At 71.0% G+C, this 18,455-nt stretch carries 20 protein-coding genes and 1 pseudogene; 5 read left to right on the top strand and 16 right to left on the bottom strand.

What is annotated here, in order from left to right; all coding sequences use genetic code 11:
• Window positions 1–135 precede the first annotated feature (135 nt).
• The 6 genes from ACFZA0_RS12775 to ACFZA0_RS12750 all read right to left on the bottom strand — a co-directional run bounded on the left by ACFZA0_RS12775 (window position 136) and on the right by ACFZA0_RS12750 (window position 6,350).
• The gene (locus ACFZA0_RS12775; protein ID WP_391014790.1) at window positions 136–516 is read right to left on the bottom strand and encodes a hypothetical protein; all 381 of its coding nucleotides are present in this window, start codon (window positions 514–516) and stop codon (window positions 136–138) included.
• The gene (locus ACFZA0_RS12770) at window positions 509–2,869 is read right to left on the bottom strand and encodes a hypothetical protein (protein ID WP_391014788.1); all 2,361 of its coding nucleotides are present in this window, start codon (window positions 2,867–2,869) and stop codon (window positions 509–511) included. The genes ACFZA0_RS12775 and ACFZA0_RS12770 overlap by 8 nt, the downstream gene beginning before the upstream one ends.
• Window positions 2,856–3,692, bottom strand: coding sequence for a hypothetical protein (locus ACFZA0_RS12765; RefSeq protein WP_391014786.1), 837 nt, complete (start codon window positions 3,690–3,692; stop codon window positions 2,856–2,858). Before ACFZA0_RS12765 ends, ACFZA0_RS12770 begins: the two co-directional genes overlap by 14 nt.
• Window positions 3,693–3,901: 209 nt before the next feature.
• Complete coding sequence (locus ACFZA0_RS12760) at window positions 3,902–5,002, bottom strand: hypothetical protein (protein WP_391014784.1); 1,101 nt, start codon at window positions 5,000–5,002, stop codon at window positions 3,902–3,904.
• Between the two features lie 56 nt (window positions 5,003–5,058).
• Window positions 5,059–5,769: a hypothetical protein gene (locus ACFZA0_RS12755; protein WP_391014783.1), complete on the bottom strand. Its 711-nt coding sequence runs from the start codon at window positions 5,767–5,769 to the stop codon at window positions 5,059–5,061.
• Window positions 5,770–5,924: 155 nt separating this feature from the next.
• The gene (locus ACFZA0_RS12750; protein ID WP_391014781.1) at window positions 5,925–6,350 is read right to left on the bottom strand and encodes a DUF3592 domain-containing protein; all 426 of its coding nucleotides are present in this window, start codon (window positions 6,348–6,350) and stop codon (window positions 5,925–5,927) included.
• Between the two features lie 361 nt (window positions 6,351–6,711).
• Here ACFZA0_RS12750 and ACFZA0_RS12745 point away from each other — a divergent pair, with 361 nt between their 5' ends.
• On the top strand, window positions 6,712–7,236 hold the full coding sequence (locus ACFZA0_RS12745; RefSeq protein ID WP_391014779.1) for a hypothetical protein: 525 nt from the start codon (window positions 6,712–6,714) through the stop codon (window positions 7,234–7,236).
• A 93-nt stretch (window positions 7,237–7,329) separates the two neighbouring features.
• On the opposite strand, the gene ACFZA0_RS12740 is transcribed toward ACFZA0_RS12745, so the two are convergent.
• The 8 genes and pseudogenes from ACFZA0_RS12740 to ACFZA0_RS12705 form a co-directional block, all read right to left on the bottom strand.
• The gene (locus ACFZA0_RS12740) at window positions 7,330–7,764 is read right to left on the bottom strand and encodes a hypothetical protein (RefSeq protein WP_391014777.1); all 435 of its coding nucleotides are present in this window, start codon (window positions 7,762–7,764) and stop codon (window positions 7,330–7,332) included.
• Window positions 7,765–7,950: 186 nt separating this feature from the next.
• Complete coding sequence (locus ACFZA0_RS12735) at window positions 7,951–8,601, bottom strand: hypothetical protein (protein ID WP_391014775.1); 651 nt, start codon at window positions 8,599–8,601, stop codon at window positions 7,951–7,953.
• A gap of 376 nt (window positions 8,602–8,977) precedes the next feature.
• Window positions 8,978–9,244 (bottom strand): annotated as a pseudogene (locus tag ACFZA0_RS12730) (hypothetical protein); the annotation flags it as partial.
• Between the two features lie 65 nt (window positions 9,245–9,309).
• Complete coding sequence (locus ACFZA0_RS12725; protein ID WP_391014773.1) at window positions 9,310–9,600, bottom strand: hypothetical protein; 291 nt, start codon at window positions 9,598–9,600, stop codon at window positions 9,310–9,312.
• 149 nt (window positions 9,601–9,749) lie between these two features.
• Window positions 9,750–10,331 (bottom strand): phage tail protein, encoded by a 582-nt coding sequence (locus ACFZA0_RS12720; RefSeq protein WP_391014771.1) that lies wholly within the window; start codon window positions 10,329–10,331, stop codon window positions 9,750–9,752.
• Window positions 10,332–10,536: 205 nt separating this feature from the next.
• The gene (locus ACFZA0_RS12715; protein ID WP_391014769.1) at window positions 10,537–10,944 is read right to left on the bottom strand and encodes a hypothetical protein; all 408 of its coding nucleotides are present in this window, start codon (window positions 10,942–10,944) and stop codon (window positions 10,537–10,539) included.
• Between the two features lie 452 nt (window positions 10,945–11,396).
• On the bottom strand, window positions 11,397–11,618 hold the full coding sequence (locus ACFZA0_RS12710; RefSeq protein ID WP_391014768.1) for a hypothetical protein: 222 nt from the start codon (window positions 11,616–11,618) through the stop codon (window positions 11,397–11,399).
• Window positions 11,615–12,328, bottom strand: coding sequence for a hypothetical protein (locus tag ACFZA0_RS12705; RefSeq protein WP_391014766.1), 714 nt, complete (start codon window positions 12,326–12,328; stop codon window positions 11,615–11,617). The genes ACFZA0_RS12710 and ACFZA0_RS12705 overlap by 4 nt, the downstream gene beginning before the upstream one ends.
• A 357-nt stretch (window positions 12,329–12,685) precedes the next feature.
• Here ACFZA0_RS12705 and ACFZA0_RS12700 point away from each other — a divergent pair, with 357 nt between their 5' ends.
• Window positions 12,686–13,162, top strand: a complete 477-nt coding sequence (locus ACFZA0_RS12700) for a helix-turn-helix domain-containing protein (protein WP_391014764.1) — start codon at window positions 12,686–12,688, stop codon at window positions 13,160–13,162.
• A 1,304-nt stretch (window positions 13,163–14,466) separates the two neighbouring features.
• Here ACFZA0_RS12700 and ACFZA0_RS12695 read toward each other — a convergent pair.
• Window positions 14,467–15,705, bottom strand: a complete 1,239-nt coding sequence (locus ACFZA0_RS12695) for a helix-turn-helix domain-containing protein (protein WP_391014762.1) — start codon at window positions 15,703–15,705, stop codon at window positions 14,467–14,469.
• On the bottom strand, window positions 15,702–16,022 hold the full coding sequence (locus tag ACFZA0_RS12690; protein WP_391014760.1) for an antibiotic biosynthesis monooxygenase: 321 nt from the start codon (window positions 16,020–16,022) through the stop codon (window positions 15,702–15,704). The genes ACFZA0_RS12695 and ACFZA0_RS12690 overlap by 4 nt, the downstream gene beginning before the upstream one ends.
• A 188-nt stretch (window positions 16,023–16,210) precedes the next feature.
• Here ACFZA0_RS12690 and ACFZA0_RS12685 point away from each other — a divergent pair, with 188 nt between their 5' ends.
• The 3 genes from ACFZA0_RS12685 to repSA are packed head-to-tail and all read left to right on the top strand — an operon-like array spanning window position 16,211 to window position 18,455.
• A complete protein-coding gene (locus tag ACFZA0_RS12685) occupies window positions 16,211–16,741 on the top strand; it encodes a hypothetical protein (protein WP_391014758.1) in 531 nt (176 codons plus the stop codon).
• Window positions 16,738–17,034: an HNH endonuclease gene (locus tag ACFZA0_RS12680; protein ID WP_391014757.1), complete on the top strand. Its 297-nt coding sequence runs from the start codon at window positions 16,738–16,740 to the stop codon at window positions 17,032–17,034. Before ACFZA0_RS12685 ends, ACFZA0_RS12680 begins: the two co-directional genes overlap by 4 nt.
• A complete protein-coding gene (gene repSA / locus ACFZA0_RS12675) occupies window positions 17,031–18,455 on the top strand; it encodes a replication initiator protein RepSA (RefSeq protein ID WP_391014755.1) in 1,425 nt (474 codons plus the stop codon). Before ACFZA0_RS12680 ends, repSA begins: the two co-directional genes overlap by 4 nt.

The raw sequence follows: 18,455 nt of genomic DNA, 5'->3' as shown, positions 1-18,455 counted from the left end.
GGGCGGGGCGCGGAAAGGCCCCGGGCCGTCGTGCGCGCGAGGTGCGCCGCACGGCGGCCCGGGGCCGGGAGGGGAGGAAGTGGCAGGCGGTGGCGGGAGGTTGTCGTGCTGGAACGCGTGTGCGTTCCGGTGCCCCTACTCGACCACCGGGCCGGTGGGTCCGGCCGGTGTGCCGTCGGCGGGTTCGGATGTGCCGACCCCGGACGGGGCGGTCCCGACCTCCGGTTCCCCCGGCTCGGGTTCGGGTTCGGTCGTCGCCGGGTCGGGCACCTCGACATCGACCTTCACCGGTTCCGCGAGGTAGGTCCCGGCGGTCAGCAACTCCGCGAGACCGCTGGCGACGGCGTCGGCGAGACGGGCCAACTGGGCGTCGTCCAGGGTGACGGTGGCGTCCGGGCCGGGGCCGGGGCCGGCGTCGGTACCCGGGTCGGAGCCGGTGTCACCCGTGCCCGAGCCGGTCGCGGCGGCCGCGGCGCCGTCGGTGTCGTCGGTGTCGTCGTGTGTCGTGTCAGACATGACCCGGCTCCAGGATCTCGCCCCAGGTGTGTCCGGAGGCGGTGAGGGCGGACAGGGTGGGGTAGGCGGCGGCGACGGCGGCGAAGGTCGCCCGTGCCACCACGGCCGGGTCGGCGGCCGTGTCGGGGACGAGACCGCTGTCGGCCGGGGTGCCGTTCGGCTGGGTGCCGCGCAGCGTGAGGATCTGTCGGACGCCGCCGTCGGCCGTGGCCGTGGTGTCGATGCCGATCACCCAGGCCAGGGTGTCGAGCCGGGTGCCGCTGCCGTCCGTCAGCCGGATCACGTCACCGAGCTGCACCCGCGGGTCGTACAGCACCTCGACGTCGCCGATGACCGGCACCGGGTAGACGCCGGCCGCGTAGAGCGCGTCCGCGATGCCCTGCGCGGAGGTGAGGTCCTGGATCCAGTCCGTGGACTCGCCGGTCTGCTCCTGGCGGCCGTAGTACCGCTCGCTCGCGGTGCCCGCCACGTAGGTGACGGCCGAGCGCTCCACCGGATCGGCGGTGGGCTTGAGCGTCTCCAGGTAGACCGACGGGGTGCCCGTCTTGGTCGCCGTGTACAGCGTCTGCGTGGTGCGGTTGCTGAACCGCACCACCAGGTAGCCGTCCTCGCGCCGGGTCAGCACGTCGACGGCGCCCTTGACCGCCGTCGCTCCCGCCTTGGTCGTCGCGAAACGGACCTGCGAACCGGTCGTCGTCACCGAGTCGTCGTCGGTGACCGGCGGGCCGACGTCGAACTCCTCCTCGGCCATCACGTACGACACCGTCAGCGTGCCGCTCGCCGGGATCGTACGGACCTCGGTGTCGGTGTAGGTGGTGCCGGGCTCGACGCCGAAGTCCTCCCAGATCTTGGCGGGTTGAGCGACGTAGTTGCGGCAGGCGTCGATCTCCTCGGTGAGGGTGAGGGCCGCGATCTCGCGGACCGACGTGAGGGTGAGCACGGGCGTGGTGGGCACCGACGCGAACCGCGTGTGGTTGCGCCAGCGGAAGATCCCCCGTTCGTCGAACTCGGCGGTGGACATGGATGCCTTGGCGATCTCTCCGACGGCTTCCCACTGGGAACCGCCGACCTGCGGGATCGAGTACAACGGGAGGATGGCGTCGTCGAGTTCGACGGCCTTGGTCCAGGTGCCGGTCTGCGCGAAGACGACCTCGTTGGGCATCGCGGTCATGCCGCTGTTGAGCTGGAGTCCCTCGACCGCCATGTCGGTGGTCAGACGGACCTCGCGCAGTTCCGCGGCGGCCTGCCTGCCGTACTCGTTGGCGAACGTGCTGAGCGACCCGATCAGGATGGTGCCGTCCGGCGCGGTCAGCCGCGGCTGGATGGTGGGCAGCACGCTGGTGCCGGTGCTCACGGTGTCCACGAAGAATCCGATGTGCCACGGCCCCTTGAGCTGACCGATCGGATTCCAGTTGTCCCAGATCAGGTACGCCCAGGCGTCGTTCTCGGCGCCCGAGCCGACCTGGACCCGCCCGGCGGCGAAGTCGACCTTCATCTGCACGATGCCGACGGCGCCGCCGGTCCGGTCGAGGACGAGGTCGAGGGTGACCGTGTCACCCGCCCCGAGTGCCGGGTTGACCCACGCCTCCACCAGCAGCCGGCTGCCCGGCACGGTGACCCGGGACCGCGGGAACCAGGTCGCGACGACGCCGGTCTGCGTCGGCACGAGCGCCATCTCGTGCGGCGCGCCGTCCCGACTCCAGGTGTACTGACCGGCGGCGGGCAGCGTCTCCGGCTGGCCGAAGGGCGTCGCGAACCCGCCGTGCAGCGTGGCGTGCACGAGGGTCAGCGGCTGTCCCGCGACGAAATCCGGGTAGCGCGGCGGCGGACTGGACAACACCCCTGCCTGGCGCAGGAGTTCGTCGACGCACCAGGTGGCGGTGGCCACCGGCCGGCCCAGCCGGAACCCGGCGTACGGCTTCGGCAGCAGCGCCGGGCCGCGCAGTCGTTCCGCGCCGTCCAGCGCGGTGACCTGCACGGTGTCCGTGCCGGCCTGCGCGGAACGGCTGCGCACCGTGCCGCGGAAGGCGGGCAGGCTGCCCGCGCCGGTGCCGCCGCGGTGCACCACCGACTGGCCCGGACGGGCCAGGTCGCCGCTGGAGCGCGGCGCCCACGGCGCGTACAGGCCGGGCGCCCCGGTGGCACCCGTGCCGGACAGCTCCAGTTCGAGCTGCGCGGAGGACGATCCGGAGAACGCCCGCATGGCGGGCGGCAGATCGGTGGCGTAGGACCGTTCGAGGTGCCAGGACTGCACCTGCGCGCCGAGTTCCCTGCCGCCGAGCCGAGTGGTGTGGCCGAAGACCCGTTCGCCGGCGGCGAGGGACGCTTCCGTGGCCGCGTCAGCCCGCTGCACCGGACACCTCCACCAAGTCGATGCTGAAACTCCGGTACGGCTGCGGGCGGCCCGGGTTGTCCGTGTATCCCGTCACCGACATGGGCGGCAGCCCGTCGCCGGGGACACCGTCCGCGGCGGTCCCGCCGTAGGTCAGGCAGGCGCCGGCCAGGGACCAGGTGCCGGCGGCGCCCGGCTTCGCGGTCGGCGTGGCGAAGGCCGCGCCCGCCGGCGCGGTCCCCGAGGCCAGCGGACCCGCGCCGAAGGCCGACGACAGGTAGGTGCCGGTGGCGTCCTTGAAGTCGATGTTGGTGGTGCACGTGGGGAGCGGGGCGAACGCCGTCGGCGCCCGGAAGGACACCGAAATACCGGGCGAGACCGGGAAGTTCGACGTGGTTCCGGTGCTGCGCCAGGCCACCGAGGAGGTGGCGTCGGCGCTCGTGAAGACGTAGGTGCCCGGCACGGTGGTGCTCTCCGCGACGGTGCCGGTGGCGGACGTCCGGAACCACTGGGCGAGGCCGGTGATCCCGGTGGCGCCCGCGTCGCCGCGCCCGGCGGCCTGGGCGGCGCCCAGGACGTTGCCGGCGGCGGGGTCGACGACGTAGACGGTGGTGGACCCGTCGACCCGGCGGGCGATGCGGTCGAGAGCGCGGGCGTGGACGGGGGCGAGCAGGTCCCAGGCCAGCTTGAGACGGCGGGCGGGGACCTGGCTGCGGGTGACGGTGATCCGGCCGCCGAGCGACCTGAACTCCGTGACGTTGAGGTCGGCGCCGCGGTCGAAGGACCTCGCCGCCTGGTCGATCTCGGTCATGGCACCGGGCGGGCCGATCCAGAGGTTTCCCATGGGGGCTCCGTAAGTCCGTGGGGCGGGTGGTGGGTTGTGCGTGGCGGGACCGTGGCGGGCCCCGGCGGGCGGGGCGTTACGGCAGGGGCACGAAAAAGCCGACGGCGCCCGGTGGGCGGTCCGTCGGTGCGGGGGGTGCAGGGGTTCGGGGGTGCGGGGGGTTCGGCGTGCGGGGGTCGGGGCTCGGGAAAGCCGGAGCCCAACAGGGCCTACCGTCGCGCGAGTTGACGCTGCCCCAGGGTGACCGCGCGGGCGATCTCCTGGCCGTCGACCTGGATGACCACCGGTCGGCCGGCGAGCTGCTCCACGGCCGAGGTGAGGGCGCGCAGCCCGCCGCCGTGGCCCATCATTCCCTGGAGCTTGGAGAGCGGCAGGACCGCCTCGTTCTCCCCGGCCTCACCGAGCAGCGCGAGCGTGCCGCCGCTGCGGGCCCGGACGACACCGCCCTCGGCGAGGTGCGGGACGGGCACGTGCAGGCTGGGGAAGGAGAAGGACTTGCCGCCGAAGTGCGGCACCCAGCCGGGGATCGAGATGTGGATGCCGGCGAGCACTCCGAACAGGGCGTTCAGGGCGGTGGCCACGCCGGTCATCGGGGCGAGCAGGCCGTTGCCCAGGCCCTTGAACAGCGGCAGCGCCATGTGGACCATGCCGGAGACGGCGGATCCGATGTTCTTCATGGCGACGACCAGGCCCTTGCGCAGCAGCGCGGTGACCTTGTCCATGTTGACGAACTGCAGGATGAGCGGCGCCAGCAACGTCATCACGAGGCCGAACGGGTTCGACGACATGGCGAGGTTGAGGCCCTTCTGGGCCACGGACGCGCTCTTGAGGCCCTTGCCCAGGTTGCCCATGGACTTGTGCCCGGTCTCGGCGTTCTTCGCCGCCTTGCCGACGGAGGTCTCCACCGCGTCGGACTGCTTCTTGACGTTCTGGAGCTCGCCGGTGAGTCCGCCGGCCGAGCCCTTGAGCTTGTCGAAGGTGGACTTCAGCTTGTCGGCGGCGCTGTGGGCCTTGCCGAGACCGCCGTTGGCGTTGGACGCCGTCGACTTGATCTTGTCGAGCCCGGAACCACCCTGCGTGGAGGCGGTACGGAGCTTGCCGAGCGAGCCGCTCAGCTGGTCGGAACTGCTCTTGGCCTTGCTGACCGCCGGCGCGACCGAAGTGGCGCTGGTCTTGATCTTGTTCACCGCGGTGCTGGTCGTACCGGACGCCGTTTTCAGGGAGTTGGCCCCGGAGGCGGCCTGACCGAGCGCGGTGCGGAATCTGTTGAGACCTGCGGTGGTCTGCTTCAGGGACGTCGCGAGACTCATGGGCCCTCAATTCTTCGAGTGTTCGTGGGCGTTTGTGGCGGCGTTCGTGGCGCTCGTCAGACCCCCAGTTCCGTTTCGAGATGCTTCAGCCGCTTCTGCAACTCGTCGAACTGGGTGTTCGCCTTCGAGGCGCTGCCGGCCGCGTCCTTGGCGGCCGTGTTCGCCTCGTTCAGCAACCGGCGTGCTCCGTCGGCCTGTTGCTTCGCCACCTTCGCCTCGGCCTCCGCCTTCTTCGCGCCGGCCTCCGCGCCGGTGGCGCCCTTCGCCGCGGTGTCCGCACTCCGTCTGGCCTTGTCCGCACTGGACTTGGCCGCGTCGGCATCGGTTTCGGCCTTCCGCGCCTTCGTGTCGGCCTCCGCCACGGAGGCGGCCAGCTCCTTGAGGCCCTGGTCCGCCTTCTCCTTCTTCGCCTTCTCCTCGGCGACGAACTTCGCGTTGACCACGTCGTGCATGGCGAGATTCTTGAGACCCGGGATCTTGATCTGCCTGCCGGCGATGGTGAGACCCTTCTCGTCCCACTTGACGAGCGACTGGTCGATCTTGAGGAGCTGGCCGCTGGCGGTCACCGCCTGCGCGCTCCCGCTCGCGACCTGCATGTTCGCTGCTTCGAGACGCATGTCGTTCTTCGCCAGGTCGTGCATCAGGTTCTTCTTGAAGTCCGCGAAGAACTTGTCGAACTCGCTCTGGGTGATCGTCTTCTGTCCGCCGGGGATGGAGGGGCCGGGCGACGGGGACGAGGGACTGCCTGGGGACTGTGTGGGCTGCATGGTGCCTCCCGGTAGGTGCGGGCGGACGACGAAAGCCCCGTCCCCTCGAAAGGACAGGGCGGGGAAAGGGACGGACGGACGGTGGTGGGAGCCGCAGCGCGAACGCGAACGCGGCCGCGGAGGCAGGGTGCTGGGCCGGGCCGCGACCGCGGGGGTCAGGCGAAGGCCACGACCCCGATGCCGATGACGAGCCAGACGACGAAGAAGGCGAGTGCCGGAGTCAGGACGACCAGCGCGCGGAAGCGCCCGGACCGCGCGGATTCCAGGTGCTCCTCCAACTCGGCGACGGTGGGCGCCTCGGGGTCGTAGACGGCGGTGACGCCGTCACGCGGCGCGATGCCCGTGTGCCCCGTGGCGTAGGAGTCCGCCTCGTGGGTGGTTCCGTCGGGCAGCGTGTAGGAGAACCGCACCGACACCTCGTCGTCGTGCCACGACAGGCCTTCGCACACCGCCTCGGTGCGGACACCCGAGGTGATCAGGCGCCGGACGGCCCGGTGGCCGCGAAGCAGATGGACACCGATGGCTCCGAACAGCGCACAGCAGACCGCCGGTACGACGAGGCAGAACAGAACAACACCCATCGTGCTACTCCCGCTCTCCGGTGGGCCGTTCGGGGCCGCTCGGCCGCGACCCGGCCGGACGCGGCGATCCATCGTGACGGCAGTGATCGGCCCCGTCGAGGAAAACCTGGATGTACGGCCGGTGAACGAGGCGGACGCCGGAGGGGGGCCGGGCCCCGGCCGGGCAGCGGACCTGCCGGCCGGCCGTGGCACCCCGCAGGCGCGTGAGCGCCAAGGGGCGTGCACAGAACCGGTGTTGGGATCGGGACGCATCGTGGTGAGCACACCTCGCCGCCACTTTTTGATCATGTATTCTCCACGGGTTCGGGACGACGGTGCCCAGGCGCCGCGTGACGGCGCACACGGGGGTAAGGGCGCGGGGGTGAACGAGAGTCGGGGTGCCGCTTCGGGCGCGGACCTGGCGGTTCTGGTTGCCGAACTCGGCGCCCTGGTGCGCAAGTTCGAGGATCTCGGGATTCGGCTGTACAGCGCCGACGAGGTCGAGGGGCGGGAGTTCGCCGCCTACGCCGTCGGCTGGCGCGACGCCCTGGCCGCCCTGCCGCCGCAGATCCGCCGGGCCGATCTGACGCTGCTGGAGGGCGGGTTGGTGATTCCGTTCCCGCGGACATCGTTCGAGGGCGTGCCGCCGGGCGGCGGCGGGACGGCTGCGCCGCCGGTGGACACTGGGCCCGCGGCCCCACCGCGAACCGACTCCGACTCCGGCCCCGACTCCGACGCCGATGCCGATGTGGGTGCCGACGTGGATGCCGACTCCAACTCCGGTCCCGACCTCGATACCGGCCCTCGCTTCGTGGAGAAGAACGCCCGCTCGAAGTCACCCACCGTGCCGCGGATAGAACGAGAGCAGTCCCGGCGGAAGGACCGCCGGGACTTTTTTGACCACTGAGCGTGGAGTGAAGGTCCTTACGCAGCACGGGAGGTGAGGGTCGCGGAGTTACCGGGGGCCGGCCTGCCGCCGGGCGGGGTGCCGGTGAACGGCTCAAGAGGGGTCGTCGTGCGGGTGCGGGCGGGCACCGCCCGCCGGGCCCGAGGGGTGGGGCGGGCGCTCGGCGTGGGGCGAGTGCTGGGGAAAGGGCAGGACCTTGCCCTCGCGACGGGAGCCGGGCGGCGCGGGCGTCCCGGTGGACGCCAACGGCGCTTCCGCGAAAGGAGAGTTGGATGATCGGGAGGGACCTGGCGCTGCCTCCGCCCGCCGGTGCTCCTCGTGCTCGCCGCGGTCGCGCCAGCCCTGGGCGTACGCCCGGAACTCGCGCTGCTCGATCTCCCGGCGCGTGGTGATGACCAGGTCGGCCGGGACGGGGCCCTTGAGGCGCCCCGCGAGTACGCGTCGCACCTCCGCCGCGGCCTCGGTGTAGGCACTTCGGGCCGCCGCCTGGGCGGCCCTCGCCTCCACCGCACCCTCGTTCGTTGTCACTCGGCCCCCGTCCCTCCGTACCGCCCGGCTCCCTTATAGAACACTTGAGCGATTCCGTTCGAGAATACCCGACCGACCCTCGTGCGCCACGAGGTATCCGTCGGCCGACCGGCGATCTTGGCTTGATAACGACCCGGGGCGACGAACTCGCATCGTTCGGGGGGTCCGACCTGCGCGGGAAGCGGGTCAGGCGACCTCGTACGTGCCGCTGATCCGGATGAAGTGGCCGTTGGCGAAGGCGGATCCCATGAGGCCGGTGTTGCCGATCTGACTGAGTGTCGAGGCCGTGGTCGTGGGAGGCCCCCAGAGCGTGAACGTCGTGGAGGCGGACGTCGCGGAGGTCTGGCCGGCTACCGCGGCACGGCCCGCGCCGCTGATCGCGGTGCCCGAGAACTGCACGAGGCCGCCGAGCGTCCCGCTGGTGGCCGGCAGCCCGAAGGTGTAGACCCCGCTGCCGTAGGTCGTGGAGGCGCCGAACGTCACCAGGGTGGTGAAGTGGCAGACCTTCCCGACGATCGCGTACTTGCCCGTCAGCGAACCGTCGCCGATGGCCGGTGCGGTCGTGGCGGCGGTCCAGGTCGGCGTGTACGCGTTCCAGGCGCCCTGGGGCACCCAGGCCGAGCCCGTGTAGTAGTGCATGGTGCCGGTGGCGTTCACCCAGGCGACCATGCCGGCCACCGGGGTCGTGACGGTCGTGGTCAGGTCGGAGACGCTGGAGAAGCGCAGGACGGTCCGGTTGTCGATGCTCTCGGCCAGCGACCGCAGGTGCAGCGGCAGGTCGGCGGCGTCGGTGGAGATCGGGTAGGTGAGCTTGCCGAGCGGGGTGGTCTGGGTCATGGCGGATCACTCCAGCGGTGACGAAGGAACTCGATGCGGGCGGGGAGGGGCGGGGAGGGGGAGGGGGGACGGGACGAGAAGGGGCAGGGGGAGGGGCCGGAGGGCGGCGGGACCGGCGCGCGGAGGGCGGCGGGGTCGGGCTTCGGGCTCAGGCGAAGAACCGTGCGAGTTCCGCGGCGGAGGGCAGTCGCGCGGCGGCGTTCTCCAGCCCGCCGGGGTCAGTGCCGGGAGCGATGTCCGGAACCGCGCCAAGACGTCCGCCCGCGTCACCGCCTCCGCTCCCGCCCCGGCTCCGGTTTCCGCTCCCGTTCTCGCGCAGGTCCCTGCGTCCGTTCGCGTCCCCGGTCTCGTTGCCGCCGTCGTCGTCGTCGTCGTGATCCGTCGATGCGGAGGGGGTGGGGCGCGGTACGGGCTCGGGGTAGTCCAACGCCTCCGCGTCCTCGTCCCGGTTGACCGTGGCGAACATCCAGTTGGCCTCGGACAGCCGGTCGACGGCGGCGGCGAGCAGGTGTTCGGCGGCGGACCAGTCGGCCGCCTCGCCGTGGATCTCCCTCAGGGTGGAGCTGTCCCGGGGCAGGTGCTGGACCAGCACCGCGAGCCGGCGCGAGGTGAGCCGTCCGCGGTGCCAGTCGAGCAGATCCACGCCGTAGTGGCGGAGCAGGTCCGCCTCCAGGGCCTCGGCGTGTTCGTCGACGAACTCGCCGAGGCTCAGCCTTCCCCCAGGCCCAGCCCCGTCTCCTTGCCGTAGGCCTCGAGAATCGCGCCGATGTCCTGAAGGGTGATGTCGTGCGCGTCGAAGGCGGCGTACTGCTTCTCGCCGAGCAGGGCGCGCAGCAGGCCGTCGACGTCGTTGTCGTCGAGGCCGCGGAGGGTGCGGGCGGTCCTGCGGTCCAGTTCGGTGGGCAGGGTGAAGGTGTCGCCGTCGATGGTGAAGGACCAGGTCCGGCCGAGCGCCTCCAGGCGCTGGGCGCGGGCGGCGCCGACGTCGAAACTCGCCATCAAGGGGCTCCTGTTCATGGGGAGTTGAAGGTTCTGAAGGTGGTGCGGGGTGACGTGAGGTGGCTGATGTGAGGTGGCTGACGCGGGTGGGCGGGCCGGGCCCGGCCGGGGGGTGACCCGGCCCGGCCCGCCCACGCTGAGGGGAGTGATCAGGAGGCGACGGCCGAGTACGACGGGTCCTTCATCAGGAACGTCGCCAGCGGCTTGGTGTTGTCCACGGCCAGGGCCGTGAAGGTGACGCCGAGCTTGATGGAGGCGGTGCGGGTCAGCGACAGCTCCTCGGTCTCGGTGACCTGGCCGCGGGCGACGAGGAACCGGTAGGTGACGTCGCCGCCGTCCTTGAACTCGATGCCGAGCGCCTTCTCGTTGAACTTCGGGTCGGCGGACAGGTCGTACTTGTAGACGCCGGAGTTGGCTGCCGTCTCGGCGACGGCGTCACCGCCCATGAAGAACGGCAGGGTGTCCTCGTTGAGCTGGAGCAGCTGGAACTTCACGGTCAGGTCGCGGTCGGAGTAGATGAAGCGCGCCGGGGAGACCGACTGCCAGGTCTCGACCGGGTCCAGCTTGTCCTTCTTGGCGAGCTTGATGCCGTCCTGCGAGGTGTAACCGAGGTCCCTCCACTCGGCCGCCCAAGCGGTGGTGACGTCGGCCGGGGCGGTGGCGCCGACCGGGGCGACCAGGATGCGTCCGGTGCCGGCGACGCGGATCTCGTTGGCGTTCGTGCCTGCCATGCGTGACTCCTTGGAAGAAGTGGATGTGCTGTGACGGTGCCTGGACATGACGACGGCCCTGCCGTAGGCGGGGGCAGGGCCGGATCGGGGGGAGCGTCGCCGGCGCGGTGCGCGGTGCGCGGTGCGCGATGCCGGCGCGGTGCGCGGCGCGGTGCGCGGTGGACGCCGTGGGGGTGCTGGGGGCGCAGGGCCCCTGGGCCGGAACTCAGGCGAGGTGGAGACTGAGCCGCACCGTGGAGTAGTAGCGGTTGGCGGCCGACCGGTTCCAGTCGGGCAGCCAGCGCGGCCCGTCGGCCTCGACGACGTCGGTGACGCGCGTCGTGCCGTAGACCGTGCCGCGAACCGCGAGGAGCGCGGAGCGGACCAGCAGGGCGAGGGTGTGGGCCGCGGTCTTGTCGGGACCGTAGACCTCCAGATCGACCAGGGGCAGATCGAGGTGCTGGTCGTCGATCCAGGCGCCGCCGGAGCGGGAGACGAGGACGACCGGCTGGGTGCCGTCGAAGCCGGACGGCGGGACGTTGTCCACGGTGACTGCGGCGAGTTCGGCACGGTCGGTCAGCAGGTCGACGACGAGTCGCTCGACGTCGGGGAAGGTGACCGTCGGTTCGGCCACGGGGTGGCCTCCCTTCTCGGCGGGACGTTGGCGGAACGAGCGGCGGCGAAGCCGTGCCCGGGGGTCGAGTCCGGGTTTCCCAGGGGTGGGCACAGCTCCGCCGCTGCACCAACTGTGACACGTTGCGAGCGCGAGCGCAACATGTCTCGGGTGAGGGCCGGAGGCGTTGCCGCGGAAGACCCTGCGGCGACGCCCCCACGAACACGGAAACCCCGCCTCGCGCTGGGCGCGGGGCGGGGCTGGGCGGAGCCGGGTGAGCCGGGAGAGGCGCGGAGGGGGATGCGGAGAGGGGTGCGGGGGCTGCCGGTGCGGCGAGGTGGCGGGCGGAAGGGGGTGCGCCGGCGGCCCATGGTCGGGTCGCGCCTGGGGCCACGGCGCCGGGGCCGGGGCCGGGTCGATGGAGAGCGGTGCTCGACGGCCCGGTGCCGGTTGGCCCGGTGGTGGCCCGCCGATCAGGGGCGTGGTGGGCGTCCACTGGCGGCGCGTTCGGCGGCGAAGACGTCCTCCAGTCGGTAGAGGTGCGTACGCCCCTGGCGTCCGGGGGCGCCGAGCCGCCCCAGTTGCACCCACTTGCGGATGGTGGCGGGGGCGACGCCCGCCTCGGATGCGGCGGTGGCACCGGTGACGAGGGTGGGACCGAACGCGGGCAGGCCGCGCGGCCGACCGCCGCTCACCGGCCGCCCCGTCCGCGGGCGCCCGGCGCGGTGCCGTCGTGCCCGGCGGCTTCGCGGGCGGTCCGCACGTCGTCGGCGAGGCCGGAGAGGGTGTGGACGTCGACGCCGGCGGCGGCCAGGTCGTCCCACCGGGACTCGGCCCACTCGTGCCGATGCCCCGCGCTGCCGTGGCAGTCGCACGCGGGGTCGGAGCAGCGGCAGCCCGGGTTGACGCAGATCACGGCACGGGCCGCGGGCAGCGCGCGCAGGGAGACCGAGTCGCACCAGGGGCAGCGGCCGTCGACCCGGACGAATGTCTCGGGGGTGCCCAGTGTGCGGCTGCACCGACGGGCCATACGGCGGCATTCGTCAAGCACGTGCCGGGCGAGCAGGGGGTTGCCGGCGACGCGGTCGAGCAGCGTGTCGATGCGCCGCAGCCGCTCGGGAACGGAGGCCCGGGTGGGCCGGCCGAGACCGAGCCTCTCCCATACGGCCTCTTCCAGTTCGACCACTCCGTCGGTGATGTCCCGCAGGGCGTCGGAGACATGGATGCGCACGGGGGCGGAACCGGCCCCGGAGCCCGACCGGTTGCGGGAGAGGCCCGGCCCGGTTCGCCGGCCGGGCGCCAGTTCGGTGAGCAACTCGGGGAACCCGAGCTGAAGGATGCCGATCCAGCGGGCGGCGCGCAGCGCGTCCTCCTGGCCTGCGGGGGTGGAGTCGATGGTGGTCATGGTGCGGCTCTCCGATCGAGGTCGGGGCGGGGCGCGGACGGGGCACGCGCGGACGGGATGCGCGCGGACGGGCGCCGCGGTTGTTGCGAGGTCGCACGTAGCTTGGCATGTTGCGGCGGCGCACGCAATGCGCATATGCCTGGCTCGCGCCGCTGGGCTCGCGTCGCTGGGCTCGCGGGAAGCCTCCTGGGTCTCGCCGGTCCCGCCCTCACCGAAAAAGCACAATCGCGAGCGGCGCGAGGGTTCGGCCTCGGGATATTTGACGGGATGACTACTCGTGCGTGCGCGCAATCAAATATTTCGTGCGCGCACGACCGCTAGGCTGTAGGGGTCAGCCAGACAGGGGAGAACCCGAACATGAAGAACGACGCCGACCACATCGAGGAATTCGCCGCCTGGATCGAGAGCGTCATGCGGGACCGCGGCTACGAGATCGACAGCCCGCGAGGCGGGGGCAAGTCGAAGCTGGCGGAGGACGCGGGTGTGCACCGCGCGGCCGTGACCCGCCTGCTGCAACGGCAGAGCATGCCCGACCTGGACACCATGCGCGGCCTGTCGAGAGCGCTGGACGTACCGGTCCGCGAGGTCCTGATCCGCTCCGGCAAACTCACGGAGGACGACCTGCCCCAGGCGCCGGCGCCCCCCGTCGGCCGGGTTGCGCCCGGTCCCGAGCACCTCTCCGCCGAACAGGCCGCCGCGGCACTCGGCATCCCCGAGCATCTGCGGAGCGCGTTCGTCCAGATCACGGAGCAGCTGCGCGGCGCTCCCGGCACGGTCCCCGGCACCGCCATGCCGGGGGCCGCGCCGGGAGCCGAAGAGCAGGCGCGCCCCTGAGAACCGACGTTCGGTTCCCGGTCCGCCGGGCCGGGAACCGGGCTGCCGCAAAACGGAGTTGAGGGCCACGGGAGGAGCGGCCGGAGCGGCGGTCCGGGCGCCGAGCGGGAGGTCGAGGGAGGTGCGGCGGCGGCGAAAGGGGGCACGGGTGAGGGTGATGCCTGCCCCCGCCCGCCGTTGTTCCCTTTCACCAACAGCCTTTCACTCCGGCTCAGTTGACGACACGAGCGAGAGTTGGCCGAGGTTGACAGCGCCGGCGATTTCGTAGACCGAATGCGCGTGGCGTGCGGACGTATTGGCGCGCAGAGGCAGAGAACGGCCGACGGGCGTACCTGATTCCAAAGGTCTCAACCAATAACGCCATTCGCGATACAGGACCAGGACCGACTGACGCGCGTACCCGGCGCCGCCCGGACGGCCATTCCCTCCGCGAAGCACCTTGCTGCCGGCCACCCGGCACGGATCACGGCGAAGGCCGGCCCGGAAGGAATCTCCGAGCCGGCCTGCCATCTCGCTGTGCCCCCGGCAGGATTCGAACCTGCGACACCCGCTTTAGGAGCGAGGATGGGCGATCACGGGCGCGGCCTGGGGATTCCCTGCCTTGGGGGGCGTGGTGCAGTGCGCACCCGGCGAACCCCGATTCCCCGTGAGTCTCCGTCCGTTCTGGCACGGGAGTGGCACGACGCCTTGCGGCGTCATCAGGGCCCGTACAGGAACAGCATGATCACCTTCGCGAAGAACCAGATGGAGAACACCAGACATGCAAGCCACAGCCCCCACAAAGCCCAGCGGGCCTCTCGTCGTATTCGCATGAGCGGATCATCCCCAGTCGCGTCCTGGGCTGTCACCGGCCCGGCCTTCCCAACCCACCACTCGCCCCGGCTCCCATCCCGTCTGCCGTCGACCCACACACCGTGGAGCGGGCGTGGTTCAGGGCGTCCAGGTGGAGCGCGCCACTGTACGAACGACCTGGACGCCCTGGGCCGCGTCTGCTCGGCTCTGCCTGGGTCGATGGCAGACGGGATGGGAGCACCCCACACACGCCACTGACTGCCGGCACTCGCGGACGACGCCCCCGCCATCTCGGAGCCTGAGCGCCCCCCGCCGGAGGCTCGTTCTGACCGTGGCTTGCTCTATGCGGTTCTCGACTCGTGACCTCGGTCCTATCCACACGTGGGCGCGCGTCGGCGCAGCGCGGGCGGAGCGGGCCGAAGGCAGGAGCGGCGCCCGCGGCGGAGCCGGGAGCGCGCCCGGCGGAGCGGAGCGCAGCCGGGGCTTGATGAGGTAGGGAAACCTGTTACAGCTCAGCTCACGCCGCATCGGTCGGCAAGGCTGCGCAACGTAGCGGGCACCCTCGGGCCAGAGACCTGGATGAGTTCGCGCACCGTTTCGCGGGCTAGTCGGTGGTCGTGGATCTGCTCGGGTGCCAGTGCCTCAGCGCTCAGTAAAGCTGCCGTGGCGTCCCCGACATGCCGCCTCTGAGCATGGGCACGGGCTACGTCCAGTAGGAAGCGGGCTTGCCGCTCTGCGGAAAGACCCTGGGCATCGACCGTGGCTGCCACTTCAAGTGCCATGCCTGCGTCCCCGAGTTCAACCGCCGTGCTCACGGAGTGAATCTTCACGTTGGTCGGGCCGAACTCGGTATCGAAGTCGTTCCGATCTTCTCCAAGTCGGGCGGCGATGGCCTCGGCCCTGTCGATGTAGGCGCGAGTCTGCGCTCGGTTTCCCTCGCGGGCGTTGACCACGGCAAGAACAAGGTTCATGGCGCCTAGAAGAGACAGTTCTTCAGGAGGGCAGGCCGGTCGGGTCGACCGTGGCTCAAGCACGCGCACGGCGGACTGGGCGGCCTGTTCCGCTTGGTCCATCTGCCGTTGTCGCATGAAGGCGTGGGACATGCGGAAGAGGCTGGCCACTACCTCCAGTGGTTCGCCGGCCAACTCGGCCGCTTGCAAGGCCCGGTCGGCTGCTACCCATGCTGCATCGGCCTGGTCCTGGCGTGTGAAGCTCGCTGCTGCTACCTGGTAGGTCCGGGCGCGCAATGCGTGCAGTTCGGCCTGTTCTCTCGCGGGGGCGTGACGCACTGCCACTTCGATACTCGGGAGCAACGTTGCCAGGTGGTCGCTGAGGGCGGCAAAGCTCGATGCATGGGCGTACTCCCACGCAGTGGCGACGTCGCGCCGGAAATCTTCGATCGACGGGAGCTGGCGATGGGACTCGGAGGTAAACAGGCTCTCAAGCGCAGGATGCCCGGTGAGGGCGACGCGGAGCCCATCCAAGTCGTTGCTTTCGGTGTCGACCGAGGTTTCGGGTGCGGGAGGTTCCACCGCGTCGGCATCGGGTCGGATGTCCCTGACTGCGACTCCGAGAGCGTCGGCCAGGACCTGAAGGATCGATAGCCGCTCGACCGGCTGAACTCCGCGTTCAACCTGGGACACCCAGCTCTCGGACCGGTCGACGGCAGTGGCCAACTCGGCCTGGGACATGCCGGCGCTTCGGCGTAGCTCCTTGATGCGTTGCCCGGTGACGAATTCCGCCGGACTCACTCGGGGCCTCCCTGCGGGTACTTGCCAGCAAACGAGGTGAGCCAGTCAACTTCGGTCTTCTCGATGTACTGGGTTCGCTCGCGCAAGAAGCGCAGCGTGTGCTGTTCCTGCTCGTGAGCGTCGAACGCTGCCCTGTCTTCGTAGATCTCGAAGAAGACCCGCTCATTCGGTGCGTCCTTCACGTGGTGACAGGCATAGACAAGAGTTCCCGGCTCCCTCTCCCGGATACCGGTCTCCGTCTCCTTCACCAGTTGGTCAAACGCATCGCCCATGCCGTCACGCAACGTGAATCGGACAAGAAGGCCAAAGTTCCCCATATCTCCTCCTTGGAAGTGTCTCCAGTGTCGCAGGGCCGCCGCATTCCTGCTAGTCGCAGGAAAACTGTTGACCCGCAGAAAAACTGCGAGTAGCTTCGAAGGGTCGGAATGAGTGAGCCCCCGGCTGCGTGCCATCCGCCAAGATCACAACGCAGCCAGGGGCCTATCCCTCAAGGGGAGATCCCATCATGCCCGCAACTTTGGTCGCTGAGCACCTTGCTCTCGCCGCTCCCGGTCTATCGATCGACTCGCTCACCAAGAACCTGTGCGGTATGGAACGGGCGGTCGCGCTGTACGCCTCGGACATGCCGTCCCGGTTCCGCTTCCGGCGGGATCTGGAACCGGCCTTGCTCGCCTGGATTGGCCAGGGTGTCGACAGGCTGGGCAGGGAGGAAGTCCGCCGCCAGGCTTCGTTCTTCGCCGGGCACCGGAAGCTGTGGCTGCGGGACCTCCTGACTCCGGAGATCGACCGTCGCCACCGTGCGCGCTTCCCGCTCGCCCGTCGCCTGGACATGGCGGAGCGGATGGCCTCCGTCACCATCATGCTGACCGGTGTGGCGCCTGACGCCCGTGACCTCCCGGAGGTCATCGACGGCCCGTGCCCGAAGTGCGACGGCGCGGGGAAGCTGTGGGGCAACTGGGTCATCGACGACGCGTCGGGCTGGTACGAGGAAGGCTTCGCCCTCTGCTGGCTGTGCCGGGACGCGGGTGACGAGTGAACCGCCACCGCCCCGGCTCGAACGCCCGTCGCCGGATCAAGGCCCGGCTGTTGAAGCGTCACGGGTCCCGCTGCTTCTACTGCCGGACCCCGTTCGCCGCTCCTGCTGACGCGACCCTGGATCACTACGTGCCCTACGTGATGTGGCCCGGCTGGAAGACCTTCAACCTGGTGCCGTGCTGCCTGGACTGCAACCAGGACAAGGGTGACCTGCTGCCCTGGCCGCTGGTCTGGCTGCTCCTGGCCCCCGCGCCGGCCACCCCGTCCCCGGCTGGTCTGGGGGTCGCCGCGTGAGCGTCTTCCCCGTTCCTCCGGGTGAGTTGGGTCCGCAGGCGGCTGCGGTGGGTGTGGACCCGGTGACGATGGCGGACCTGCTGAGGGTGGCGAACGCGCCCGGGTTCGAGCGCTGGCAGGAACAGGTCCGCCGGACAGGTGGCTGTTCCCACCCGATCCGCCTGACGGGGCAGACCGTCACCCACGACCGGGCCTCCGGTGCGGTCCTGTACTCCTACAGCACCACGTCGGAGCCGGGCGGCATGCTGCGGGTGGCGTGCGGCAACCGCCGTGCCTCGCGCTGCCCGTCCTGCGCCTGGACCTACGCCGGGGACACCTATCACCTGATCCGTGCCGGGATCACCGGTGACGTCAACAAGGGCGTCTCCACCGTGGTCCGGGAGCACCCGCGCGTCTTCGCAACGCTCACGGCCCCGTCGTTCGGTGCGGTCCACAACCGGCCCGACTCCGGGCGCTGCCGCTGCGGCGCCTCCCACGCGGAGGGTGATCCCACGCTCGGTACGGCCCTGGCCCCGGACCGCTACGACTACGCGGGCGCGGTCCTCTTCAACAACTATGCCGGGGACCTGTGGCGGCGGTTCACGATCTACCTGCGCCGCGAGGTCGCCCACCGTGCCGGGGTGACACAGGCGGAGTTGAAGGAGGTGTGCCGGGTCTCCTTCGGCAAGGTCGCCGAGTTCCAGAAGCGCGGGGCCGTGCACTTCCACGCCGTGATCCGCCTCGACGGACCGGACGGCCCGGACACCGCCCCGCCGGCCTGGGCCACGGTCGCGCTCCTGGACGACGCGATCCGGGCTGCTGCAGCACGCGTCTGCGTCCCGGTCTCCGCCTCCGGTGACCTGCCCGCCCGCACTCTGCGCTGGGGGGCACAGGTTGACGTCCAGGCCATCGGCGCCCTGGGCCGTGAGGAACTGACGGAACAGGCGGTCGCCTCCTACGTCGCCAAGTACGCCACGAAGGCGGCCGAGACCACCGGGACCGTGGACCACCGAATCGGAGAGCGGGCCGAACTCGACAAGCTCGCCCTGCCCGCCCACACCCGGCGCCTGCTCGAAGCCTGCTGGGACCTGGACGGCGCCTACCCGGAACGGATGCTCGCGCGGTGGGCCCACATGCTGGGCTTTCGCGGGCACTTCTCCACCAAGTCACAGCGCTACTCGACCACCCTGGGCGCCCTGCGCCAGGTCCGTGCCGACTACCGGGCCCGGCAGGAACGCCGTGAGCGCGGGCTCTCCGAGAACCTCGACGACTCGGAGGGCAGCACGCTGACCCTCGCCCACTGGATCTACGCCGGACAGGGCCACACCCCCGGCGAATCCTGGCTCGCCGCAACCATCGCGAAGGAGATCCGACTGAACCGAGACACAGCACGCGAGGCCCTGGCTGACATGCCGGACCGTGAGATCGAGGGGGAGTGGTGA

This window comes from Streptomyces sp. NPDC008150 (assembly GCF_042956945.1).
Lineage (GTDB): Bacteria > Actinomycetota > Actinomycetes > Streptomycetales > Streptomycetaceae > Streptomyces.
The sequence above is the reverse complement of the archived record's forward strand: the minus strand, read 5'-3'. Positions and strand labels throughout refer to the sequence as shown.